Genomic DNA, 24,941 nt, shown 5'->3' with positions numbered 1-24,941 from the left:
TCTAAGGTGCTGAGAGTACCAAATACGATCTCTCGCAGTCGAATATGTGCGAAATATCCGCTGAGAGTATCAAAATCGATCTCTCGTCAGCTAAAGCAGCTTTGAGCTTTCAGCACGAGCACTACTATGCTCAAATTAGGCTAATGAATCGTACTGCGCTTATTTGCGAGCAATCGCCTTTTCATAATGCTAACGAACCCCAACAACGCTATCTGCGTGCATTTCACCTCGAAATGCACGCTTTTTTGTACTATTTCGCAAAGCGCATCGATAGCCACTGTGGCAGCGCCGCAAGCGGGTTCGACTTCCAGTCGCAGTAACTCTCCAACTCGGCTTGCGACGGTAGCGGTGCATTGTCGTCCGATTCGTCTACCCAGAACGAGCCGTCCTCTGCATACATCTCTTCCATTCGCGCTACACTGAAGCCGGATGATACGATCGCATTCACAAAATCCTGTACCCGCCATTTGTACGTCGGAACGTCTCCGAGAGGTCCGATCTCATCGTAAGGCTTCACGACGGCAAGCGTACCCGCCTCACCGGAGAATGGACGCATGAACGGATGAACATCGAACATAACCGAGCATCCGTTTGGCTTCAATATTCGATGAATGTTCCTGTACATGGCGTTCAAATCATGAATCCATACATGAACCCCATTAGAGGTGTATACCAGATCATAGCTGTCATCTGCCACACTGCCAAGCTGCATCGTATCTTCCACTACAAATTCAATCTCCCAGCCATGCTTGCGGGCGATAGCTGCGCTATTCGCGATCTGCTTCTCCGAGATATCGCAGGAAGTGACCTGCGATCCGAGCAGATGAAAAGCATACACCGCATGATTGTCACCGCTTGAGGGAACACAGACCCTTTTGCCCTGTAGGCTAGGGAAGGCTTCTCGAATAAGCGAGTAGGTTACAGGATGGAAGGCTGACGCGGGATCGTTGATGATTTTGTCAATTGCCTCGTCTGTCCGATAGCGCAAGTACCAGGTTTCAGCCCATTCGTTCCAACTGTCTTTTATAGTGTGCTGCGAAGAAGCCACTCGTAAAAACCCCCTTGTTCGGTATGACTCAACTATGCCATAAGCTGACGCGTAGTGGAACAAATTCATGGAAGTATCTACCTGCGCAGGCTACAATGATACTAGCAACCAAGTACTGGGGCTAAAGTAACACAACTACAATCTCTTACAAAAGGAGTGATGATGTTTGCATACGTACGAACATTTCAATAAGCCGGTGAGAGGTCGCGAAGAAGCGTAAGCTTGAAATACAGCGTCAAGCGCCACCTCTCATTAGGCACTGGGAGGCCAATAGGCGACAATGATGTTACTTATGAACATGTGGCGTGCGACAGTTGATGATGCGCCAGCGAAACAGCTCATTATGAATTGGAACCACGACGCGAATTCGCTCCAGTTCTGGAGGGCGAGCAGCAATTTTATATATCGTTTTGAAGCGGATGACGGTAGATCATTCTGGCTTCGTTTCATTCACGAGGCGGATAACACGATCACGAATATCGAGGCAGAGCTTCACTATATCCAATACTTAATCGCGAGGGGATATGCTGCGGCTGCGCCTGTCTTGTCACTGAATGGCCGCTTCGTTGAAACGATCGATTCGGAGCAGGGACGCTATTATGGTGTTGTTTTTGAACAAGCTGCGGGGGTCCGTGTACAAGCGAGTGGAGTGACAGAAGATCAGCTGGGGCGATGGGGCCAATCTCTGGCACAGCTGCATCTGCTCTCGGAAGCCTACCAGCCACCTCTCGGGACAAAAGCAAGGCGCAGCTGGGAGGACACGCTCCGCTTCATCTCAGATGTGCTGGAGCGTCACCCGAACGAGGAGGCAGCCATTGCCGAGCTCAGCCGTGTTGATCAATGGCTTCGGACGCTGCCGAGCATCGCTGGACATACGGGACTTATCCATTATGATTTTCAGCTTGATAATGTGTTCGATATGGGAGAGGGAGCGGCATACAGTGTCATCGACTTCGATGATGCGATGTACCACTGGTTCACGATGGACATTGCAGCAGCGCTTGCTGATCTGGATGACCTAGACGAAGCCGGAGCTATCCATGCTCGGACGCGGTTCCTACAAGGGTACCAGGCACTCAGACCGCTGAACTCCGATTCCGATGATGATTTCATAGGGCAGCTGTCTGGATTCAGACGCTTCTCGAAGCTCTACTCCCTCGCACGGCTGTTGAGATGCATGGAAGGACTCGAACTCTCGAATGCCCCGGATTGGCTGATTGGACTTCATCAGAGGGTGCTGACTTGGTGCAGCCAGATGAGGGAAGGGTTTTGAATATTCGATCCTATGATTGAGAATGATATAAGCGTCATGATAAGCGTCCTAAATTTTGCCATCATGTCCTTCTTTCCCGGTGGGATGAGTAACTTGTTATTTGGCCATAAGATTTACATGTCAATAAAAAGAGAAGCCAACTCCTTTGCGGAGCGGGCTTCTCTTTTTATTGAGAATTACGATCTTTGAAACTAGGATTGCTCGACGGCTATTTCATATTTCTCAGCGATCTTGATTAAATATTGCTCGATGTAATCATAATCTTCAACCTTGTTGCTAGCAATGGAGACTGTATCTTCCCAGCCTTTGACATGAAGCTTGATAACCTTTGTCTCAAAGGTTCTGAGTAACCTTCTCACCGGCTCTTTCACCACTTCCAGCCGCTCAAGCTTGCTGTAATCAATCTTCTTGGGAGCACTATCCTTTTCCAATTTCAGCACCATTTCGCCCGCGTCTAAGTTGACATCAACTGCTTTCAGCAATTCGATCAACCTCCTGATTTGAATAGAAATGGTTAAACTAAGTCTTATACCATTTTATTCAACAAGCTGCTAAAATATGTGCTTCTAACGTGTCCCGAATTTTGTTCTACGCTCATAAAATGTCTTCTCATCAGGTGATCCAAAACCATAACAAATTAATTCATACGAAACAATGGTCTGCCATTCCAGATTATATGGTAACTACATTTTGAGTGGAATTATTCGCGTAAGTTACGTTTCCCGAGAGTATGTTCAGCAACAGGAAGAGCAATAACAATATTTTTAGCTTTTGCATTGGACCTGCATTCCTTCACATTTTCTCAGAAGTATGCCCATAAAACCACGCCCGCTGGTAAAAGAAACTATAAGCTTATCGAACCCGATAAATGGTATACTTGACAGGAAAACGGATGTACAACAAATTATTCGAAGCTGAGGAAGATCAGACATCATGCTTAATAAGCCAAAAGGACATCAATCGAATACGGCGCTCAGAATTGCGCTTTCTTATGTCATTATCGGCGGTATTTGGATTTTGCTGTCCGATCAGGTGATGGAGATGCTGCATCTCTCCGATGTGATTCGGATTCATTCAACCAAAGGGATTTTCTACGTATTTATTACCGCGTTTATTTTATACTTCTGGGTTAAACGAGCAAAGAAGGATCTGACCGAGAGCGAGGAGCGATATCGCATCCTTGTCGAGCATTCTCCAGAACCGATTGCGGTTTATTGCGGAGGGGCTATCGTGTTTATTAATCCGGCCGGGGCAAAGGTATTCGGAGCGGCGGAACCACAGCAGCTCATAGGCAGACCGATTGCTCACCTTGTGTCTTACGACTATTTGTTGAGTAGTGCGTCGGAACCGGGTATGTCTACGGAACAAGTTTTTCATCGCGTAGACGGTCAAGCGATTGATGTGGAGGTTACTTCTGTACCGATTATGTACATGGGTAAGCCGGCGATGCAGCTGCTATGCCGGGATATTACAGAACGCAAGCGCTCTGAGCGCAAGCTGGCGGAGAATGAACAGGCGCTCAAGTCGCTGGTGGATCATAATCCGGATGCCATTTTCTCACTCGACCTTAATGCCCACATGCTCAGCGCTAATCCGGCGATTGTGAAGATTACCGGCTATCAGCAAGGCGAGCTGCTGCAGCAATCCTTTTGCCAAATTATTAATGAACCAGATAAACAACCTACAGAAGCGATATTCGAGCAGTCTCTGCAAGGGGAGTCCACGAGTATTGAAATTACGATTCTCCATAAGGATGGGACGCATGTCGATGTGAACTTGAAGATGGTCCCGATCATTGTCAATGGTCAAATGATAGGCGTCTATGGCATTGCGAAAGACGTTACAGAGCTGAAGAGGACGGCAGAGCTGCTGTTGAAATCCGAGAAGCTGTCCGTCGTTGGACAGCTTGCCGCAGGCGTTGCGCATGAAATTCGTAATCCGCTGACGTCATTAAGAGGCTTTGTTCAGCTGTATAAGACGAAGATCGATCAAGCTTATTACCAGATCATGCTGTCGGAGCTCGACCGGATCAACGATATTGTCAGCGAGTTTCTGGTTATTGCCAAGCCGCAGGCGGTTGTTTTTGAAATGAATGATATTCGCAAAATGATGGATGACGTCATCTCGATCCTCGAAACGGAAGCTACGCTTCGGGATGTGCAGATTCACGCCGAGCTAGCGCCGGATATTCCGCTCCTATACTGCCAGCAGAACCAGCTCAAGCAGGTATTCATTAATGTGCTCAAAAATGCGATTGAAGCGATGACAAGCGGCGGCGAAATCGTCATTCAGATGGAAGTGAGCGAACAGCAGGTTGCGATCAGAATCAAGGATAACGGCTGCGGTATTGAAGAGGAACGATTGACATTGGTTGGCGAGCCCTTCTACACGACGAAGGAGAAAGGTACGGGGCTTGGTCTAATGGTCTGCCATCAGATTATGGAGGCTCACGAAGGCTGTCTTCGGATTGAGAGCAGCGTTGGTCTCGGCACAACGGTTGAACTTATTCTGCCGCTTAACAATAGTGCGGCCGCATAATGGTACTATAGAACAGGCTCCCGGACATCATCTGCCGGGGGTCTTATTTGTTTATACAGCAACATGACGCCCGCCTCGAAAGCATATTGATAACAAACAAGGTTAGCTTCGGAGGCGATCGGTATGAGCGATGAGGTCAGTCGGTACGTGCCTGTTCATCACATTCGTTTTGTCACTGCTTCCGCTTTGTTTGATGGTCATGATGCTTCCATTACGATAATGAGACGGATATTGCAAGCAAGCGGCGCTGAGGTCATCCATCTGGGTCATAACCGATCGGTGCAGCAAATTGTCCAAACAGCTATCCAAGAAGATGTGCAAGGTATCGCGGTATCTTCGTATCAAGGCGGCCATGTCGCATTCTTCAAATATATGGTGGATCTGCTTCGTGAGCTGGGTGCAGGACATATCCGCATCTTCGGCGGAGGCGGAGGCGTCATCATTCCATCCGAGATGGAGGAGCTGCACGAGTATGGCGTCTCACGGATTTTTTCGCCAGATGACGGGCGGAGGCTTGGGCTGCAAGGGATGATCGATGTGATGGTGCAGGCGTGCGATTACAGCACGGTAGCGGATTTCGAGCACAAGCCGGAGGCGCTCGCAGCGAGAAACAACGTCACGACGGCGAAGTTTATGACGCTTGCGGAGAAGAAGGTGGAGCTGCGGACGACGAACGAGGAGAAGGCGCAGCTGGAAGCGTTGTTCGCCCAAGTCGTCAAGCTGTCGGAGTCTGCTGTAGGCACACCAGCACCGGTGCTCGGCATCACGGGTACAGGCGGCGCAGGCAAAAGCTCGCTCACCGACGAGCTCGTCCACCGCTGCTTGCAGCATTACCCGGAGCGCAGCATCGCCGTTCTGTCGGTGGATCCGACGAAGCAAAAGACCGGCGGCGCGCTGCTCGGCGACCGGATTCGAATGAACGCGGTGTATGCGGACCGCGTCTTCATGCGGTCGTTCGCGACGCGGGGCTCACGCTCGGAGCTCTCGAGCGCGCTTGCGGATGCGATTGCCGCGGCGAAGGCGGCGGGCTATGAGCTCATCATCGTCGAGACGAGCGGCATCGGGCAGGCGGATAATGGGATTACCGCCGTTGCTGATTTATCCGTTTATGTCATGACGAGCGAATATGGCGCGCCAAGCCAGCTGGAGAAGATCGAGATGATCGACTATGGCGATCTCTTCGTGATCAATAAATTCGACCGGCGCGGCTCCGAGGATGCGCTGCGCGATGTGAAGAAGCAGGTGCAGCGCAGCCGCGGGCAGTTCGAGCGTGACTGGCATGATATGCCGGTATATGGCACGAACGCGAGCCAGTTCAATGACGCCGGCATGAACCGGTTCTTCGCTGCGCTCATTGCGAGGCTGAACGAGAAGTGCGGCTTAGGCTGGGCAGCCCTGCCGCTTGAATTCGTTCAAGCCGGGCAGGAGGCTTCGCAGAAGCGCTCGATTATCCCCGATGATCGGAGCGGGTATTTGAGCGAAATTGCTGCCACGGTGCGGCAGTATCGGCAGATGGCGAATGAGCAGGCGGAAGCAGCCTCAGCCTGCTATCGCCTTGAAGGTGCGATAGAGGCAGCGCGCCTTCAAGGCGAAGCGGCGGCGTTGCAGGCACTTGAGCAGCTCTACGCATTGTATGCCGGCAAGCTTAGCTCGCATACGCGGAAGCTGCAGAAGGATGGGGCTTCCGTGGCGCAGTCTTACGCCGCTGCGACCTATACGACGCATGTTCGCGGCAAGCCGATTGTCGCAGAGCTGTATTCGCGAAGCCTCTCGGGGCTTGATATCCCGCGGATCGCGCTGCCTGCTTACCGCGACGATGGCGATCTTGTTAGCTGGATGTACAAGGAGAATGTGCCCGGTCAGTTCCCTTACACCGCTGGCGTGTTCCCGTTCAAGCGCAAGGAGGAGGACCCGAAGCGGCAGTTTGCCGGCGAAGGAACGCCTGAGCGAACGAACCGCAGGTTCCATTACTTGTCCAAGGATGACACGGCGAAGCGGCTCAGCACAGCATTCGATTCCGTGACGCTGTATGGCGAGGACCCCGCTTATAGGCCCGACATCTATGGCAAAATCGGCGAAAGCGGCGTCAGCGTCTGCACGCTTGATGATATGCGAGTGCTCTATGCCGGCTTCGATCTGTGTCATCCGTCTACTTCAGTGTCGATGACGATAAATGGCCCGGCGCCGATCATTCTGGCGATGTTTTTGAATACGGCGATTGAGCAGCAGAATGATGCAGCTGCCGCGAAGCTTGGCAGAGCTCTCACCGAAGAGGAGCTTGTGCAAATTCGCCAGACCACGCTGCATAGCGTTCGCGGCACCGTGCAGGCAGACATGCTGAAGGAAGATCAGGGCCAGAACACTTGCCTCTTCTCGATGGCGTTCGCGCTGCAGATGATGGGCGATATTCAGCGCTATTTTATCGATCACAATATTCGCAATTATTACTCGGTCTCGATTTCTGGCTACCATATTGCCGAAGCGGGGGCGAATCCGATTACGCAGCTAGCTTTTACCCTCGCCAATGGATTTACTTATGTGGAATATTACTTGAGTAGAGGGATGCCGATTAATGAAATCGCGCCGAACCTGTCGTTCTTCTTCAGCAATGGGCTGGACCCTGAGTATGCGGTCATCGGACGAGTGGCACGGCGCATTTGGGCGGTGGTGCTGCGGGACAAATACGGAGCTGACGAGCGCAGCCAGAAGCTGAAGTATCATATCCAAACATCAGGCCGGTCGCTGCACGCGCAGGAGGTGGATTTCAACGATATCCGCACGTCCATGCAAGCGCTGATGGCAATTATGGACAATTGTAATTCGCTCCATACGAACTCGTACGACGAAGCGGTGACTACGCCGTCCGAGGAAGCTGTCCGCCGGGCGATGGCGATTCAGCTCATCATTAACAAGGAGCTTGGCCTGATGCGGTGCGAGAATTTGCTGCAAGGCTCCTTCCTTATTGAGCAGCTGACTGATCTCGTGGAGGAGGCGGTGCTGCTGGAGTTCGAGCGGCTTCATGTGCGAGGCGGCGTGCTTGGGGCGATGGAATCTCAATACCAGCGGGGGCGCATCCAGGATGAATCGATGGTCTACGAGATGAAGAAGCATAGCGGCGAGCTGCCGATCATCGGCGTCAATACGTTCCTGAATCCGAATCCGCCGCAGGAAGAGACGATGCAGCTGCAGCTGACGAGAGCGAGGGAGGACGAGAAGGAGCAGCAGATTGCGAATTTGCTTAAGTTCCAGGAGCGGCATAAACAGCAGGCGCCTGAAGCATTGAAGCGGCTGCAGCAAACGGCGGTAAGCGGCGGCAATCTGTTCGCGGAGCTGATGGAGACGGTGAAGGTCGCCAGTCTCGGGCAGATTACGAATGCGCTGTATGAGGTAGGCGGGCAGTACCGGCGTAATATTTGAGATGCGAAGGGACGCGAGTGAAAATGATACGAAAACCTCTATCCCTTCGGAATGCCGCCTGTTGCGATATTGTCGGCTGTTCCGGCAGGGAGCTGATCGGCCATATCGGCGACGCCTGTCTTAATATGTCGAGAGAGCAAGCTGCCGAATACGCTGAGGCCGATCGTCGCGCCGAGCGCTTGGAACAATTGAACTGTACTGAGCGCAACGCCGCTATCGGCTTTGTCGACAGATTCCTGCACGATCAGATTGTCGCTGCCGAACAAGACGCCGATGCCAAGACCGAGAATGAAGAACGTCGCTACAATGTAGACCACCGTTGTGCTGAGGCCGATCTGTGTCAACATGATGTAGCCGATGATTGGGAGCACGAAGATTGTAATAAACAGATCGCGGTAAGGCACCTTCGTGATGGGGAAGCCGTTCAGAATGCTAGACGGAATGGCGTCCGCCATGAAGGCAAGGTTCAAGTAACCCGATGCTGTCGGGTTAGACCCATTACGTTCTGTGCGAAGAACGGGAACGTCGCGATGCCGCCCATGATGCCGAGCATCAGAATAAACACGATGGACGAGAGCACGACGACACTGCGGTTGCGGAACATTCGCAGCGGAATAATCGGCTCCTTACTTATATGTTGACCTGCCACAGACGGAATATAAAAAGCCGACCGCATATATGCAGCCGGCTTGGATCTGATCAAGCTAGACTTTAAAGAAATTAATATTCCGGTTGAGCTCTTCGGAGAGATGAGCGAGCGTTTGCGAGGAGCTAGCGGTTTCTTCCGCTGCCGCTGCTGATTGTTCGCTTGCTGCAGCAATTGTCTCGACTGCGCGCATTACTTCTTCCGTCTGAGCAGATTGCTCTTCACTCGCAGCTGCGATCTCCGTCACTTGATCAGCTGTGTCGCTTACCATCCGAACGATGTTGTCGAAGGTTTGACCGGTCTTGGACGTTTGCGTGGTCGCAAGCTCCATCGCCCGCAGGCTTTGATCTGTATTATGCTGCATTCCTTTAATAATGCCGGCAATTTGCTGCGTCGCTTCACTGCTGCGCTCTGCAAGCTTACGCACTTCATCGGCAACGACCGCGAAGCCGCGTCCTTGCTCACCAGCTCTAGCTGCCTCAATCGCAGCGTTCAGAGCAAGCAGGTTCGTCTGTTCGGATATATCGTCGATAACTTCGATAATTTGGCCGATCTTTTGCGAGTCGGTCTCCAGCAGCTTCATCTGGGATGAGAGGTTCTCCATACTTTGAACGGACGCATGGATCGTCTCGCTGCCGCTTAGTGCACCGCGTTTCGTTTTATCTGACAGCTCGGATACCATATTTGCTTTCGTTGCGACATCATTAACGGCGATTGACATTTCGCGGACAAGCTCGCTGATGATTTGCGCCGATTCTGCTTGCTCGGTGCTGCCCTTGGCAATTTCCTCCGTCGTTGCGGATATTTCCTGCGATGCTCCAGATACGCTCTGTGAAGAATGCAATGTCTGACTGATCAGCTGACGCAGATTGTCCATCATATCGTTAAATGCTGTCGCCAGCGTGCCAAGCTCATCCTTGCTTTTCGTAGACGCTTTCTCGCGCAGATCGCCTTTTGCTGCCTTCGTTGCCACTTCAAGAATGGAGCGAATTCCTCTGACCATAGATTCAGAAATCCAGTATGCGAGGCTGATGCCGATCAATACGGCGATGATGCCGAATACGATAATGAGTGTTTTGCCGACTGCGTTCGTATGGGCTGCTTTCTCGACCTCGGCTTTCGCGCCGTCATTATTGAATTCAATCCAATTAGTGAAGTCCTCCATAACCTGCTTGCGAATTGGCGTCAGTTCATTCAGAAGCTCGTAGCCTTTCTCCGGTTGATTGTCTTTGCGGGCCTGAATAATAGCAGGCAGCTTATCCGAGTACGCCTGCATATGCTCTTCGAGCGACTTGAAGATCGTTTCTTCTTCCGGTGAAATAATATAGGACTCATAGCTCTGCATATCTTGCAGCGAGGACGCCATGCTTTCTGTAATTGTATTCGCGATATTGTCGATTTCCGTTGGATTGCTCTCTAGGTTAATTTTGTTCGCATTGGTGCGCGCTTCGACGAAGTAGTCCTTGATGACGCCGATCTTATTTATGCTCGGCAGCCAGTTGCCCTGTACGATGGAGCTTGATTTCTGAAGAGATGCCATCTCGACGATGGCGAGGATGCCAATGCCTGACAGCAGCACCAGTATAGCGATAAAGCTGGACATTAGTTTTGTCCGGATAGAGAGTTTCATAATTAGCCTCCTAATGTGTTCGATTAGTAGCAGATAAGCAGCTATATAAAATAAAAGCCGGCCGCAAAAGGAAGCAGCCGACTGCTTTGCATGATGTTAGACTCTGAAGTAGTTGATATGATGATTGAGTTCCTCGGAAAGATGTGCAAGAGTTTGGGAGGAGCTGGCCGTCTCTTCGGCAGCTGCTGCCGATTCTTCGCTTGCTGCTGCAATCGTCTCAACGGCACGCATCACTTCTACAGTTTGAGCAGCTTGCTCTTCGCTGGCAGCGGCGATTTCAGTCACTTGATCTGCTGTGTCGCTCACCATGCGCACGATGCTCTGGAACGTTTGGCCTGTCTTCGACGTTTGTACTGTAGCATGCTCCATCGCCTTCAAGCTTTGGTCCGTGTTATGCTGCATGCCCTTGATAATACCGGCAATTTGCTGTGTCGCTTCACTGCTTCGTTCCGCAAGCTTGCGTACTTCATCAGCGACGACGGCGAAGCCGCGTCCTTGATCGCCTGCACGTGCTGCCTCAATCGCTGCGTTCAGAGCAAGCAAGTTCGTCTGTTCGGAAATTTCGTCGATGACTTCGATAATTTGACCGATCTTCTGTGAATCTTTCTCAAGCAGCTTCATCTGGGTAGAGAGGTTCTCCATACTTTGAACGGATGCTTGAATCGTCTCGCTGCCGCTTTCTGCGCCGCGCTTCGTCTTATCGGACAGCTCTGCAACAAGGGTTGCTTTCGTTGCGACATCATTAACCGCTGCGGACATTTCACGAACGAGCTCGCTGATGACTTGTGCGGATTCAGCCTGTTCTGTGCTGCCTTTGGCGATTTCCTCTGTCGTTGCGGAAATCTCTTGGGATGCCGCGGATACATTCTGAGAGGAATTCACCGTTTGACCAATGAGGTTGCGTAAATTATCCATCATTTCGTTAAATGCAGCTGCAAGTGTGCCAAGCTCGTCCTTGCTGCGCGCCTTCGCTTGATCCCTTAAATCGCCTTTCGCCGCTTTGACAGCAACGTCCAGAATGGAGCGGATTGCTCTGACCATCGTTTCGGATATCCATGCTGCAAGAAGGAGACCGGCGACGACTGCGATAATTCCAAAAGTAATAATAAGTGTTTTGCCAACGGCATTCGTACGAGCGGCTTTATCAACCTCAGCTTTAGAGCCGATATTGTTAAACTCGATCCATTTGTTGAAGTCTTCGGATACAATCTTGCGTATAGGCGTCAGTTCAGTAACGAGCTTGTAGCCCTTCTCCGGCTGATTATCCTTGCGTGCTTGAATAATGGCTGGCAAGCGTTCGCTGTATGTAGTTAAATCCTGAGTCAATTTTTGGAAAATGGTATTTTCTTCGGGAGATATGATGAATGATTCATATCCTTGCATCTCTTTATTTACCGCGGTCATATTGTCATTAATTGTAGCCGCGATCTTATCAATTTCGGCAGGGTTGCTTTCCAGGTTAATTTTGTTGACGTTTACACGAGTTTCACTAAAGTAGTCTTTGATAACACCAATCTTATTAATGCTCGGCAGCCAATTCGTTTGCACGATGTTGCTAGATTTCTGCAAGGACGCCATTTCAACGATGGCTAGTGTTCCGATCCCTACCAAGAGCACCAGAATGGCGATAAAACTGGACATTAGCTTTGTGCGAATGGATAGTTTCACTAATGTTCTTCCTCCCGTTTACGTCGATTTGTCAGTCCATAGTACTAATAGTAGAGGTAAAGTGTTAAAAAAAATGGGTAAAAACTATTTGATTTGTGTATGAATATAGCCCGAAAGATCAGCTTCAGGATCAAATTGCTAGGAAAGTGCTAGGAAATGATTTCGACAAATACAGACAAATTCCTTTCGGGAACAAATCGATTTTTGTCGAATTGTAACGATTTTTTAACAATTTGAGTTAGGTTTTCAGTTACATCATTATATATGAAGAAATTACAGGTCAGAAAAAACATTATCATTGACAATGAGAATCATTATCGAATAAACTTTGGGTATTAATTGAGATCGAGGTCTGCTGCACGCTTCGATGAATTGGGGCGGGGACGATTGGGAGACAGCGCTTGGCGCGGCATCCCATGTCGGTCGGCGGGAGATTGCACAATTTTTGCTCTCCAAAGGAGCTCGTATTGACCTGTTCGCTGCAGCGATGCTCGGCGAGCTGGAGCTCGCATGGCGCTCATGACGGCGGCCAAGCGGCAGCAGCTGGCGAAGCGCCGGCAAGCGGTCCGATCGTCGGCAACAAAGTGACGATCTACAAGGTTGTCGTTTCCCACCTGCCGGAAGCGGCAGCTGAAACGGTATAGCTGGGCTAGGTTAGCACAGTCAAACAGAAGTACAAAACAGCCGTCCGAATTATTTCGGACGGCTGTTTGTTGCGCTGTGGAAGGCTCTAACGAACTCAGGTAACGCTATTCGGCCATTTCGAGCTACTGTTGCTGCCTAACGAACTCCAGGAGCGTTATTTAGCTCAAACCTCTTTCTTTTGCCTGATTTGAGCCGAATAAGGACGCTGGAGTTCGTTAGCGCGCGGAAAGGACCGATTTTCGGCAAATAAGCTCCATACGATTCGTTAGCGGTGTGGTAGGAGTTGAGGTAGGGCGAAGAGAGTACTCCGGGTATCTATATGAGTGGAAAATCTACAGATTGGGGCAAAGAGAGTACTCCAGGTATCTACATGAGTGGAACATCGGCAGATTGAGGCAAAGAGAGTACTCCAGGTATCTACAGCAGGAAGGGGAGCGTGAGTTAGTGTGAGTAGCATAAGGCTAGGTAGTACGGGACGAACAGGATTGTAGAAGCAGAAGTAGAAGCAGAAGTAGAAGTAGAAGTAAGAGAGCAGAGATGTGCAGGAGTAACCAGTTGAACGAAGTGCAAGAGCGGGGCCAGAAGCCCCTGCAGAAGCCCCCCACCAGCAGAAGCTCCGCACAAGCTCACTCCCACCAAAAAAAGAAGCATGCGGGGATCTACGCCCCTACATACTCCCTACTCCCGTTCCTACTCCACCTCTGAACTCCTCACTCGTACTCCCCACTCGTACTCCCACATCTGTACTACCACAAATCTTTTACCGCGATCTCCCACACTTGCGTCTGCTTATCCGTCACTTTGAGTACGCCATTCGCGTCGTATTCGCCTACGCCGAAGTCGTTGTCGTTGGCAACGAGAATCGTGTTCTTGTTCAGCACGGTGAGCCCTTCGAACTTCTCGAACGGATAACCGAGCTTCGTGAGGTCGAGAACGAGCGATTTTGGTGCCGTTACGATGCCGGACGCTTTCAACTCATCGCTGCCGAGCGCTTCGACATTGCTGCTAATATCAGCTTTGTTCAAGACGTTCGTCGCTTTGGACAAGTCGATCTTGTACACGCGCTTAATTTGCGCAGCAGCGCCTTCGTTCTTGTCACGCTCGTCCACGAGCAGCACGTCCGCCGCTAGCGCATGGAGATCGGAGATGACGACATCCTTCTGCGATACATTCACGAACGTTTTCGCATCCTCTGCGACATACACGTATTCGCCGATGACTTGCTTCGTGGCCAGATCCATTTTCAGAATCCGCAGGTTACGGGACGCTTCACCAGTCGCTTTGTCAGGCACAGCCATCGGGCTTTGAATGGACGCATACAAGTATTTGCCGTCCGGGCTGATCGTTACGCCTTCAAAGCCGCGGTTCACGATGCGCTTCGAGTACACAGCTGGGAATGCTTCAACGATAGGGATTTGCGCATTCGCAAGCTTCGCCTTGTCGCCGGCAGGAACATAGCGACTAACAATTGTGCCGTCACGCTTCACTTGAATAAGCGATGGGCGATATTCATCAGCCATCCAGAACGTATCGTCAGACGGGCTATATGCAATGCCCTCAAGGTCAAGACCATCCGGGTCAAGCGGCAGCAGCTTCGCGCCTGTATTATCGTAAGACTTCTCGTCGCTCGCGATGTTGCTAAGGCCCGTCGTGCTGCGATCGCCAGTGACAACGCCCTTCGCACCTTCAGGCAGCTGGAGCTTGTTCGTCTCCAATATCGTAACTTGCCCGCCAGCGAGCTTGATTTTATAGAAACGCGGCACGTAATCCTGAACCGGGAACGTACGGTTTACCGTTTTGTCGATTGTAATAAGTCCGTTTGGACCACGGTCAGCCAGCGTGTAGAACACGTTGTCCGGGTCACCTGGCATATGCAGAAGTCCAGAGAAGCCGCCTTCCTTGAGTCCGAGTCCGAGGCTTGGCGGGTTCATCCACGTATATTTTCCTTCTACAAAAGGATATTCGCGAAGCGTCACCTTCTTGCTCGCGTTGTCCCAAGCGACGTTCTGTCCAAGCGCTTCGCCCATCGCTCTAACCGGCACATACAGGCTGCCGTTGATTGTGACTGCGTCCTTGTCTAATGCGACTTCATTGTCACCTGCAAACAGCTTCACTTTGACCGCGATCGCCTTGAGCGCAGTGTCAGCAGCCTCTACGATTTGCGAGCTGAGTACTGCAACGGATACGACCCCCGCGATTGCGGCCCATTTTGTAAAGCGGAACTTCATCATTAGCTCTCCTCAATTCTCTAATATAGTGGTGAGACGCTTAGTAGCTTCTACTAGATTAGTGGAGTTGTGTTAACTGGATATAAATAGTAAATGGAGGTATTGTAAAGGAAGAAGTTCAATAAGGAGTGGTCTGGCGATGAAGATGCTTTCGATTTATTTTCATAGAGATTTTGACGGTATCGTTTCCGCGGCATTATTGACAATCATTTTTAAAAAGATGGGCAAATATGAGCAATTCACGTATTGTCCTGTAGATTTCAATATAAAGAATACTTGGCTGGATAGGAGCCTGGAACAGCCCGCGGCTATATTGGATTTCTTTTATCATCCGGATGCGAAATATTACTTTGATCACCATGAATCCTCGATATCGGAGCAATTCTTAGGTAAGGAAGCGGTGGATGAGGAACATATTTGCTGGGATATCAAGTTTAAATCGACACCAGCCATACTCAAGCATAAATTTGAGAACCGTTTTGATTTTAATCCATACCGAGATTTACTTGAGTGGTCAGATATTATAGATAACAGTGATTACGCATCTCCGAAGGATCTATATGACAGCAACGATAAGTACATTTTAGTGAACAAACTTATTAGTTTCTATCAGGATCAGAATATGGATGATGAAATAATTAAGATGATTCCGTATATGTTAGATTCACTCGACGATTACTTATCACAACAGAGTGATGTATTAGTACAATTGGCCCGAGAAGAGAGAAGGGTGCTGCACGAGTTAAAAGAAGTGATGCAAATGGACCGTAACATCGGCTTCGTCGACCAATGTGCGACGAGCTTTGCAGTACAGCGATTTGTCTCCTACTACTACTATCCGGATCTTGATTACCAAATCATCATCTATATGAAGGGCTCGAATTATATGGTTAACATCGGGCGAAATCCATGGAAATCTTTTCATTCCAAAAATATAGGGGAGCTCGTAGCGGGATACGGCGGTTTCGGAAGGAAGGATGTCGGCGGGATAATCGTTCATACACATTGTGAAGCCAAGGCACTCGTGAAATCGCTTATTCAAGATTTAACCAACTAATTGACACAACTCCGCACAAGCTTGTCATGCTAGTCTGCATAATTGTCCAAGTCCCCTCATAGACATAGAACATCTCAAGCGTAAACGGCTTCAAGTCCCGTACGAGCTGCCAACCTTTTTTTGGCGGCTTGCGTACAACTCCGGATACGTTTAAATCAATGGAATGAGGGGTTGATCTCATGCGTCGTCGAATCAGTTTTCTCGCAGTTATTTTGCTATGCCTCACGGCGGTGCTCGCAGGCTGCGGGACTAAGGACGCGGAATCGGTAGTCAAAGATTTGGACAAAACGTTAAACAATCTAGGCAGCTATCACGGCAAGGGCACCATGATTCTGCATACCGGCCAGCAGCCGCTGGAATATCAAGTGGACGTATCGTACCAGAAGCCGCAGTACTATCGCATTGCCCTCACCAATGCCAAGAAGGATATTACGCAAATTGTTCTTCGCAACGATGAAGGCGTATTCGTTCTGACGCCGCGCCTCAATAAAGTGTTCCGTTTCCAAAGCGATTGGCCGGCGAATCAAGGACAAGTCTACCTGTATCAAACGCTGGTGCAGAGCATTCTGCTCGATAATTCCCGTCAGTTTGCGGTAGACAACGATGCGTATGTGTTTGACGTCATGGCGAACTATCAGAACGGCTCGCTGGCGCGGCAAAAGATTTGGCTGAACAAGTCCGATTATGCGCCAAGCAAAGTGGAAGTGAGCGATGCGAACGCAGCAGTGATGGTAGAGGTCAAATTCGATTCCTTCGAATTTGGTTCGAAGCTGGAGAAGAGCGTATTCGATACGCAGACGAATATGGGCACACCGGCAGGAGACAAGCCGACTACAGCGCTTCCGTCGGATGACAGCAACAGCAACAATGGAAGCAGCAACAATTCGGATCAAGCGACGACTTCGCCGGACAACAACGCATCGCAATCGGATAATGCTTCTACGAACTCGAATGCCGACAACAATACTTCCGGCAACAATCCGGACAACAGCGCTTCCAGCAGCACCAATGCAGACGATTCGAGCAACAACAGCAGCGATAACAGCAGCGGTAATGCAAGCGAGGATGCAGAGGATACGATGGCGCCGGCTGGCAGCCAAAGCTTCTTAGCGCTCGAGCCTTCCTACTTGCCGGACGGCGTGTCGGAGAAGGATCAGCAGGACATCGTATTCGGAGGCAATGCGGGCATCATTATCCGTTATGCTGGCGACTATGAATATACATTAATTGAGACGCAGCCGAAGGATGTAGCCGTATCGCAAACGAAAGGCGAGCTGAAAGACCTCGGATTCACAGTCGGCTCCCTCTCTGGCTCCCTCCTTGACGGAGAACAGCAGACGCTGACTTGGACTTATAATGGTACGGAATTCCGTCTAACGAGCGGCGACTTGCCAGAGAACGAAATGTTGAAGATCGCACAATCGGTACAAGGCGAGATGACAAAATAATGCTTGTACAATAAACAATTTCCAGCACTTGTTTAGCCCGAAAAACCCGCCAATTCATTGACAGCCGGAAGCCTCAGCGTTTAACATATAGGCTACGGGTTTAATAAGAAAACGCCTGCCCAAATTGCGGTAGGCGTTTACTTTTGGAAATGAAGGTGGACCAAGTTGGACTTTGGTGCTTATTATCGCCCCACTCGGGCAGAGATATCATTAGATGCGCTCGCGCGCAACTTGCAGTCCTTTCGCGAGGCGATGCCGCAGGGCATGCGGCTTATGGCGTCTGTAAAAGCGAACGCTTACGGCCACGGAGCGGTTGAGATCGCACGCGAGGCGGAGCGCTGCGGCATTGATTACCTCGGCGTCGCTTTCCTCGACGAAGCGCTGCAGCTTCGGCAGGCGGGCATCGCCGCGAACATTCTCGTGCTCGGCTATGTGCCGCCGGAAGGGCTTGCTGCCGCACGCGAAGCGAACATCGCGATCGCGCTGTTCAGCGACGACATTATTGCAGCAATAGCTGCACTTCCGCCAAGCGATAAGAAACTGACGGTTCATGTCAAGATCGACACCGGCATGGGCCGGCTTGGCGTGTTAGCAGGCGACGATGCGCTGCCGTTCATCCAGCGTGCGATGCTGGAACCGAACTTGAATGTCGAAGGGCTGTTCACGCATTACGCGCGCGCGGATGAGACCGATAAGAGCTACACAGAGCTGCAATACGGTCGCTTCTCCCAGGTGGTGGAACAGTTAAAGGCAGCGGGGCTTGAAATTCCGGTTATCCATGCCGCTAATAGCGCGACAGGCATTGATACGCCGGAGATGGGCATCGGCATGCTGCGTCTCGGCATTAGCATGTACGGCCTTTATCCGTCTGCCGAAGTGAATCATACACGGATTGCGCTTGAGCCAGTCCTTACCTTGAAGACCGCTGTGGTCATGGTGAAGGATGCGCCCCCGGGCTGGGGAATCAGCTACGGTACGCGTTATTTTACACAAGGGACAGAAGCAATCGGTACAATTCCGATCGGTTATGCTGACGGTTTCAGCCGGATGCTGACGGGCAAGGCGGAAGCGCTGCTGCGCGGACAGCGAGTTCCGGTACGCGGCACGATCTGCATGGACCAATGCATGATTGGGCTAGATGCGGCGGCAGCGGCGGGGAACAAGCCTGTCGAGGTTGGCGAGGAAGTTGTCCTGATTGGTTGCCAAGGCGATGCAGTTATAACGGCAGATGATGTTGCAGACCAGCTTGGCACGATTAATTATGAAATCACTTGCATGATTGCAAACCGCGTGCCCCGTGTTTACTTGCGAGGCGGCAGCGTAACGGCGGTATCTAACCCGCTGCTGTAAATTTCGCAAGGAAGCAATTCCCTGTGAAGGATTTACATTGGATTTAGAGGATTTTATCGTCTTGCCGCGAATAATGTATTTTGAAGGCGTTCGCGGATGCATTGTAGGTCAAATATGTCACAATCGTCATACAGTTATGCAGCATACTTGATATACGGCTCGCATACATATGAGGGTGTATAATACGGACCAAACAATGACATACTGTTACTGTTTTTTGTTGGAAATGTTTTGGAGGTGCGAGTTCGGTGGCCAATATGCAAAACACCAAAAGGATTATGATCAGCTTACCGGATCATTTGCTGGAGGAAGTCGACGGAATCGTCGCCAAAGAAAACTCGAACCGGAGCGAATTTATTCGTCAGGCAATGAAATTGTATTTGATTGAACGGAAGAAACGTCAGATTCGTGATTCGATGCAGCGCGGCTATTTGGAAATGGCCAAAATCAACTTAGTGATGGCGTCGGAAGCTTTTCAAGCGGAGGAAGATGCCGGCGATACGCTCGGCCGACTCGTAAGCGGGGTGTAAAGCTTGATCGTTAAACGCGGCGATGTGTTTTTTGCTGATTTGTCACCTGTTGTCGGTTCTGAACAGGGAGGTGTGCGTCCTGTTCTCGTTATTCAAAATGATATTGGCAACCGCTTTAGCCCAACCGTCATTGTAGCTGCGATTACAGCTCAAATACAGAAGGCTAAGCTGCCGACGCATGTAGAGATTGATGCGGCACTTCATGGGTTTGACCGTGATTCCGTCCTTCTTCTCGAACAGATTCGCACGATTGATAAACAGCGTCTTACCGACAAGATCACACACCTCGACGATGAAACGATGCGCAAAGTAGACGAGGCGCTGCAGATCAGCGTTGGTCTTATTGATTTTTGAATATGGGATAATCACGACAGCAGGGCCGACTAGGGCTCTGTTTTTTTTTGCATTTATAGAGGTCGGTCTTTGGACGTAGTGGAAGTTCAATCTTCCGCCGCTGTCTGGCATTCGGCACTCGGTTCATAATGAGAGTAAGATGATGAACTGATGGAGGATGACAAATATGAGCACAATGAATCGGCCGGATTTTGCAATAGCGGGTATGGGACGTACAGGCGGCGGCGATTTTCACCGCGTAGAGCTGGAAGGCGTCAGCACGGTAGACGGCAATCTCGATTGCTATTCGTTCAAGATGAGCGGGATGGCGACGGTTAAAGGCAGTGTGAGGGCCGAGGAGCGGTTCGAAGGAAGCGGGAAGCTGAAGGTGGAAGGCCCGGTAGCGGCGGCTGCAATTAAGCTGGAGGGGCAAGTGACCGTGAGGGGGGACGTACAGTGCGACGTCTACCAAGGCAGCGGCTTTATGAAGGTGCATGGCGATTGCCGTACGAACCGTTGCGAAGTAAGGGGAGCGCTCTCCGTGGGCGGAGTGCTGAGCGCGGATCAGCTGCATGTATGGCTGGAAGGTCCGTTTCGCGCAGAAGCGATTCGCTGCAGAGAGCTGCGTGTGAAGAACACGCACAGCGGGACGCTTAAGAGGCTGCTTCACTCGATTCTGCCTTCTGCGTGGCAGACGCAGCTGCGTGCGGAGCACATTGAAGGCGATGAGATCGAGCTGCGGGAGACGACTGCATCGCTCGTTCGCGGACGCCGGGTATCGATCGGTCCGGGCTGTGTCATTAACCGTGTTGAATACGAGAGCGAGCTTATCGTGCATCCGGACGCTGTCGTCCACTCGCGCGAACAGCTCGTGCGTTAGGAGGGCTGAATGATGGCAACTGGCGTAAGCAGAAAGGTGAAGATTACCGGCTCGGGCTCGACGTCCGGCGGTCTGTTCGACAGCGTCCGCGTGATGGGCGAAGGCCAAGTGCTTGGCACCATTGAGAGCGAATTGGTCAAAAGCATGGGCTCGCTTCATGTGTCCGGCACTCTCAAGGCGGGGCAGTATCAACAGATCGGCGAAACGACGGTGTCCGGCGATGTGCTTGGCGGCTATATGAATGTGCTTGGCCAGCTGAACGTTTCCGGCCGCGTCCGCTGCCGTTCCATGAAGCTGAGAGGCCAGCTGGACGTGCTCGGCGAATGCGAAGCTGATCACTTCGATGCCAGGGGCGGCTTCCACATTCACGGGCTGCTCAGCGGTAAAGAAGTGGATATCCGCACTTGGGGCCCATGCAAAGCGAAGGAAATCGGCGGCAATAAGGTTACCGTTCGCAAGAGCAAGTGGGGCGGCATGAAGCAGTGGTTCACGGCTTCGCAGAAGAGGGAGCTCACGGCGGAGCTGATCGAAGGCGACAACGTTTATTTGGAGCACACGACGGCGGATGTCGTTCGCGGAACGGATGTAACGATCGGTCCGGGCTGCAGAATCGGGCTCATTGAATATCGCAAATCGCTCAAGCTCAGCAAGGATGCGGAAGTGAATGAGCAGGTGAAGCTGTAGGAGCTGTAGGTGAGCAGCAGCTTATAGGAGGTGCCGTGAGGTCCGAGGAGGTGCGTGCAGGATGAGCGCATTTCTTGGGAGCTCCTTCTATACAAAAACAAAAGGACGTAAGCAGATCGATCATCTGCCTACGTCCTTTAATCATTTTACAGCTCGATAACCACTTGCGCTGCGCCTGCAGCCGGGATGATCCGTACGCCTTCAGCGCCTGCATCGGCCGCGCCGCTTTGAACGGAGGCAACGCTGTTCACGCCGCGAAGGAGAACTTGCCAGCCTTCGGCTTGACCTTGCGCGTCCACCGTAATCGTGGAGCCGCTGCGTGTCGCGCGAGCCGTAAACGCTGTTTCGCCTGTAACAGTCGGTACAACTGCAGTTGCCCTAGCGCCGTCTTGAAGCGCGAACAGCTGAAGCGTAACGCCTGCTGCATAATCGTAATCCGGACGGCTGTCTTCCGCGCCGACAGGAATGAGTGAATTTTCACGAACGAAGAGCGGCATGCTGAAGTAGTCATACGTATCTTGACGCCATACGCCGCCTTCTACTTGCTCGCCAGTGAGGTAGTGTGTCCATGTCCCTTTTGGCAAGTAATAAGTCGATTCACCTTCCGTGTTGAAGATTGGTGCGACAAGGATGGAATCGCCAAGCATGTATTGACGGTCGAGATAGTCAACAGTCGGGTCTTCGCCGAATTCCAGCACCATTGCGCGCATCACCGGCAGACCGATTCGCACGGATTCTACGGATTGTCCGAACAAGTATGGCATAAGGCGCAGCTTCAGCTTCGTATAGTGGCGAAGCACGTCAACCGCTTCTTCGTCATACAGCCAAGGCACTCGGTACGAAGTGCTGCCATGCAGACGGCTGTGGCTCGAGAGCAGGCCGAACGCTACCCAGCGCTTGTACAAATCCGGCGGGGAGCTTTGCTCGAAGCCGCCGATATCGTGGCTCCAGAAGCTGAAGCCGGACAAACCTAACGACAAGCCGCCGCGGAGGCTTTCCGCCATCGACTCGTACGTCGCTTCGCAGTCGCCGCCCCAGTGAACCGGGAATTGCTGGCCGCCTGCTGTAGCGGAACGGGCAAACAAAGCAGCTTCGCCTTTGCCGCGCTTCTCTTCAAGCAGTTCGAAGACCACTTTATTGTACAGCTGCGTGTAGTAATTGTGCATTTGCTGTGGGTCGGAGCCGTCGAAGTACACAACATCCGTCGGGATACGCTCGCCGAAGTCGGTTTTGAAGCTGTCGACACCCATATCAATAAGCACTGCAAGCTTGGATTTGAACCAATCGCACGCTGCCGGGTTCGTGAAGTCAACCAGACCCATGCCGTACTGCCACAAGTCCCACTGCCATACGCTGCCGTCCGGACGTTTCACGAGGTAGCCGAGCTCCATCGCTTCGTCGAACAATGGGGAGCGTTGCGCGATATAGCTGTTGATCCATACGCAGATGTGAAGTCCTTTTGCCTTCAGACGCTCCAGCATTCCCTTCGGATCTGGGAATACACGCTCATCCCATTCGAAGTTGCACCACTCGTATTCTTTCATCCAGAAGCAGTCGAAGTGGAACACCGCAAGCGGAAGATCGCGTTCAGCCATGCCGTCAACGAAGCTCGTTACTGTCGCTTCATCGTAGTTCGTTGTGAACGAAGTCGTCAGCCACAAGCCGAACGACCAAGCCGGTGGAAGAGCTGGCTTGCCTGTTAGCGCTGTATAGTTGGATAGCACATCCTTAAGCGATTCGCCGCCAACGATGTAATATTGGAGCTGTTCGCCGGCTACGCTGAACTGCGCCTTGGACACTTTCTCTGACGCGATTTCGTAGGAAACGAGCTCAGGGTGATTCACGAATACGCCGTAGCCGCGGTTCGTTACATAGAAAGGAACGTTTTTGTACGCTTGCTCGGAAGCTGTTCCGCCATCCTGGTTCCAGATGTCAACGACTTGTCCATTTTTGACAAAAGGCGTGAACCGCTCGCCAAGTCCGTACACCGTCTCGCCAATGCCGAGGTCCAGCTGCTCGCGGAAGTGGTGGTTGCCGTCATTCGCTTTGATATAGCCAGTGGAGCGGAAGCCGCTGCGAGTCAGCTTGCGACCTTTGTACGTGTAAGTGATTGTTAGCGGGTGCGCTTTCGTAATCGTAACCGCTGTGTCGCCGCTCGTTAGAGTAACAGCTTCTGCAGAATCTTGTATCTCTACAGCTGCATCGCCCTCTGTCATAAGCGGGAATGATGCTGGGCCGAGGCGGCGCGTTCCTTTATGGTGATAAAACTTAGCCTTGATGATATCCTTCATCGGCGAAGAGAATTCCATCGTCATGAGCGGTTCGTTCAGCGTGTTTGCGCGGTTCTCCAAGTGCCGGTGTGTAGCGTATACGGTAATGCGATTATTTGAAACGGTAACGTCATGGACTTCATAAGGTGTGAGTACTTGATACCCTTCGCGGGTCATCCAGTATCCGTCGCTGAATTTCATAAATCGGTTCATCCTCTCAAAATAGTTGTTCACTGTACCTAGTAACAGTATAATGATTGAAAAGTATTCATTCTTGTATTATTATGCTTGATATTAATACAATTATGATATTTGGAGTTGGTATGGTGGATATCCATCATTTGCGTGAAAATCGCCGTCACGGCAGCACAGGCGTACCTGTCGGTATCTATCGGATGGACCAAGCGGCTGGTGAGCCGATTCTAGATAGTCATTGGCATGAGGAAGCGGAATTTCTCGCTGTCGTGAGCGGGGAAGCGGTGTTCCAGATCGGCTTGGCTACCTATACGGCAAAGGCCGGGGATGTGCTGTTTATCCCAGGCGGCGAACTGCATGGCGGCTATTCGCTGGATGGCGCTGCGTGCTCTTATGCGGCGCTCGTCTTTCATCTGGATTGGCTGATGAGCCAAGGGGACAGCGCAACGACGCAATATTTGGAGCCGATTCGTCGGGGGCGGCTTGTGCCTGAACCTCACGCGGCTACTGGGTCAGAGGCACTCGCTGAAAGCTTGTTCGATCCGTTAATGTCGCTCATTGCACTAGAGCATTCGGAGGATCCAGCGAAGCCAATGCGGCTGAAGGCAGGGTTGTACATGCTGTTTGCGGAATACGTGACGCGTGATGCGTTCGTGCGTAGGGAGCCTCGGTCGTCGCTCGATATGCATACGCAGGAGAGGCTCAAAACCGTGCTGACCTACATTGATACTCATTATGCGAGGAAGCTAACCATCAAGGAGCTGGCGGCAGAGGCTGGCATGAGCGAAGGACATTTTACACGAGTGTTTAAGTCGTTTATGCGCAAGACGCCGATTGATTATATTAATTCGCTTCGCATTCGAATTGCTGCAGCGCTCCTTGCAGATCGAAGAATCTCGATTGGCGAAGCGGCGCTGGAGTCTGGCTTTGACAACTTCAGTTATTTCTGCAAAATGTTCCGTTCTGTTTATCAGTGCACACCCTCGGAATATCGGGAACGGGATGGATTAGGGTAATAATGTATTTTTATGGTAGACAGCTCCATCTTTGTTTGCTATTATGAGTTCAATATTAATAAGCAGATGATTAGCGACCGCTATG

Annotated in this window: 20 protein-coding genes and 1 pseudogene; 13 read left to right on the top strand and 8 right to left on the bottom strand. The window is 51.2% G+C overall.

The window, feature by feature from the left end:
- Window positions 1–250: 250 nt before the first annotated feature.
- On the bottom strand, window positions 251–1,048 hold the full coding sequence (locus tag AC0LWF_RS22185) for a class I SAM-dependent methyltransferase (protein ID WP_474653713.1): 798 nt from the start codon (window positions 1,046–1,048) through the stop codon (window positions 251–253).
- A 280-nt stretch (window positions 1,049–1,328) separates the two neighbouring features.
- Between AC0LWF_RS22185 and AC0LWF_RS22180 the strand changes: the two genes are divergently transcribed.
- A complete protein-coding gene (locus tag AC0LWF_RS22180; protein ID WP_474653712.1) occupies window positions 1,329–2,321 on the top strand; it encodes a phosphotransferase enzyme family protein in 993 nt (330 codons plus the stop codon).
- Window positions 2,322–2,512: 191 nt separating this feature from the next.
- On the opposite strand, the gene AC0LWF_RS22175 is transcribed toward AC0LWF_RS22180, so the two are convergent.
- Window positions 2,513–2,803: a hypothetical protein gene (locus AC0LWF_RS22175; RefSeq protein WP_474653711.1), complete on the bottom strand. Its 291-nt coding sequence runs from the start codon at window positions 2,801–2,803 to the stop codon at window positions 2,513–2,515.
- Window positions 2,804–3,254: 451 nt separating this feature from the next.
- On the opposite strand from AC0LWF_RS22175, the gene AC0LWF_RS22170 reads away from it, so the two are divergent.
- Both AC0LWF_RS22170 and icmF read left to right on the top strand, forming a co-directional pair.
- Window positions 3,255–4,859, top strand: a complete 1,605-nt coding sequence (locus AC0LWF_RS22170) for a PAS domain-containing sensor histidine kinase (RefSeq protein ID WP_474653710.1) — start codon at window positions 3,255–3,257, stop codon at window positions 4,857–4,859.
- A gap of 123 nt (window positions 4,860–4,982) precedes the next feature.
- A complete protein-coding gene (gene icmF / locus AC0LWF_RS22165; protein WP_474653709.1) occupies window positions 4,983–8,276 on the top strand; it encodes a fused isobutyryl-CoA mutase/GTPase IcmF in 3,294 nt (1,097 codons plus the stop codon).
- A 38-nt stretch (window positions 8,277–8,314) separates the two neighbouring features.
- Here icmF and AC0LWF_RS22160 read toward each other — a convergent pair whose 3' ends face one another.
- The 4 genes from AC0LWF_RS22160 to AC0LWF_RS22145 form a co-directional block, all read right to left on the bottom strand.
- Entirely contained in the window at window positions 8,315–8,746 is a 432-nt protein-coding gene (locus AC0LWF_RS22160) for an MFS transporter (protein ID WP_474653708.1), read from the bottom strand.
- Window positions 8,743–8,952: a hypothetical protein gene (locus AC0LWF_RS22155; RefSeq protein ID WP_474653707.1), complete on the bottom strand. Its 210-nt coding sequence runs from the start codon at window positions 8,950–8,952 to the stop codon at window positions 8,743–8,745. Before AC0LWF_RS22155 ends, AC0LWF_RS22160 begins: the two co-directional genes overlap by 4 nt.
- 28 nt (window positions 8,953–8,980) lie before the next feature.
- A complete protein-coding gene (locus AC0LWF_RS22150) occupies window positions 8,981–10,552 on the bottom strand; it encodes a methyl-accepting chemotaxis protein (protein WP_474653706.1) in 1,572 nt (523 codons plus the stop codon).
- Between the two features lie 96 nt (window positions 10,553–10,648).
- Window positions 10,649–12,220 carry a methyl-accepting chemotaxis protein gene (locus AC0LWF_RS22145; RefSeq protein WP_474653705.1) on the bottom strand — a complete coding sequence of 524 codons (1,572 nt, stop codon included), beginning with the start codon at window positions 12,218–12,220 and terminating at the stop codon, window positions 10,649–10,651.
- A gap of 352 nt (window positions 12,221–12,572) precedes the next feature.
- On the opposite strand from AC0LWF_RS22145, the pseudogene AC0LWF_RS22140 reads away from it, so the two are divergent.
- Together AC0LWF_RS22140 and AC0LWF_RS22135 are read left to right on the top strand one after the other, a co-directional pair.
- Window positions 12,573–12,728: pseudogene (locus tag AC0LWF_RS22140) on the top strand (ankyrin repeat domain-containing protein); the annotation flags it as partial.
- Window positions 12,688–12,864: a hypothetical protein gene (locus AC0LWF_RS22135; RefSeq protein ID WP_474653704.1), complete on the top strand. Its 177-nt coding sequence runs from the start codon at window positions 12,688–12,690 to the stop codon at window positions 12,862–12,864. The pseudogene AC0LWF_RS22140 and the gene AC0LWF_RS22135, both read left to right, overlap by 41 nt.
- A gap of 747 nt (window positions 12,865–13,611) precedes the next feature.
- On the opposite strand, the gene AC0LWF_RS22130 is transcribed toward AC0LWF_RS22135, so the two are convergent.
- Entirely contained in the window at window positions 13,612–15,096 is a 1,485-nt protein-coding gene (locus AC0LWF_RS22130) for an esterase-like activity of phytase family protein (protein ID WP_474653703.1), read from the bottom strand.
- A gap of 136 nt (window positions 15,097–15,232) precedes the next feature.
- Between AC0LWF_RS22130 and AC0LWF_RS22125 the strand changes: the two genes are divergently transcribed.
- From AC0LWF_RS22125 to AC0LWF_RS22095, 7 genes are all read left to right on the top strand, one after another.
- The gene (locus AC0LWF_RS22125) at window positions 15,233–16,150 is read left to right on the top strand and encodes a hypothetical protein (RefSeq protein ID WP_474653702.1); all 918 of its coding nucleotides are present in this window, start codon (window positions 15,233–15,235) and stop codon (window positions 16,148–16,150) included.
- Window positions 16,151–16,329: 179 nt separating this feature from the next.
- Window positions 16,330–17,598: a DUF4367 domain-containing protein gene (locus AC0LWF_RS22120; RefSeq protein ID WP_474653701.1), complete on the top strand. Its 1,269-nt coding sequence runs from the start codon at window positions 16,330–16,332 to the stop codon at window positions 17,596–17,598.
- 165 nt (window positions 17,599–17,763) lie between these two features.
- The gene (gene alr, locus AC0LWF_RS22115; RefSeq protein ID WP_474653700.1) at window positions 17,764–18,948 is read left to right on the top strand and encodes an alanine racemase; all 1,185 of its coding nucleotides are present in this window, start codon (window positions 17,764–17,766) and stop codon (window positions 18,946–18,948) included.
- A 248-nt stretch (window positions 18,949–19,196) separates the two neighbouring features.
- Entirely contained in the window at window positions 19,197–19,478 is a 282-nt protein-coding gene (locus AC0LWF_RS22110; protein WP_090581236.1) for a CopG family ribbon-helix-helix protein, read from the top strand.
- Window positions 19,479–19,481: 3 nt separating this feature from the next.
- Complete coding sequence (locus AC0LWF_RS22105; RefSeq protein ID WP_090581240.1) at window positions 19,482–19,832, top strand: type II toxin-antitoxin system PemK/MazF family toxin; 351 nt, start codon at window positions 19,482–19,484, stop codon at window positions 19,830–19,832.
- 166 nt (window positions 19,833–19,998) lie between these two features.
- The gene (locus tag AC0LWF_RS22100) at window positions 19,999–20,691 is read left to right on the top strand and encodes a hypothetical protein (protein ID WP_474653699.1); all 693 of its coding nucleotides are present in this window, start codon (window positions 19,999–20,001) and stop codon (window positions 20,689–20,691) included.
- 9 nt (window positions 20,692–20,700) lie between these two features.
- Entirely contained in the window at window positions 20,701–21,375 is a 675-nt protein-coding gene (locus tag AC0LWF_RS22095) for a hypothetical protein (RefSeq protein ID WP_474653698.1), read from the top strand.
- A 146-nt stretch (window positions 21,376–21,521) separates the two neighbouring features.
- Here the strand turns inward: AC0LWF_RS22095 and yicI are convergent, their stop codons facing one another.
- Window positions 21,522–23,846: an alpha-xylosidase gene (gene yicI, locus AC0LWF_RS22090; RefSeq protein WP_474653697.1), complete on the bottom strand. Its 2,325-nt coding sequence runs from the start codon at window positions 23,844–23,846 to the stop codon at window positions 21,522–21,524.
- A 140-nt stretch (window positions 23,847–23,986) separates the two neighbouring features.
- Here yicI and AC0LWF_RS22085 point away from each other — a divergent pair, with 140 nt between their 5' ends.
- Window positions 23,987–24,856, top strand: coding sequence for a helix-turn-helix domain-containing protein (locus AC0LWF_RS22085; protein WP_474653696.1), 870 nt, complete (start codon window positions 23,987–23,989; stop codon window positions 24,854–24,856).
- Window positions 24,857–24,941: the final 85 nt, after the last annotated feature.

It is taken from the genome of Paenibacillus sp. sgz302114, from assembly GCF_056120345.1.
This window is presented reverse-complemented; position numbering and strand designations above follow the sequence as displayed.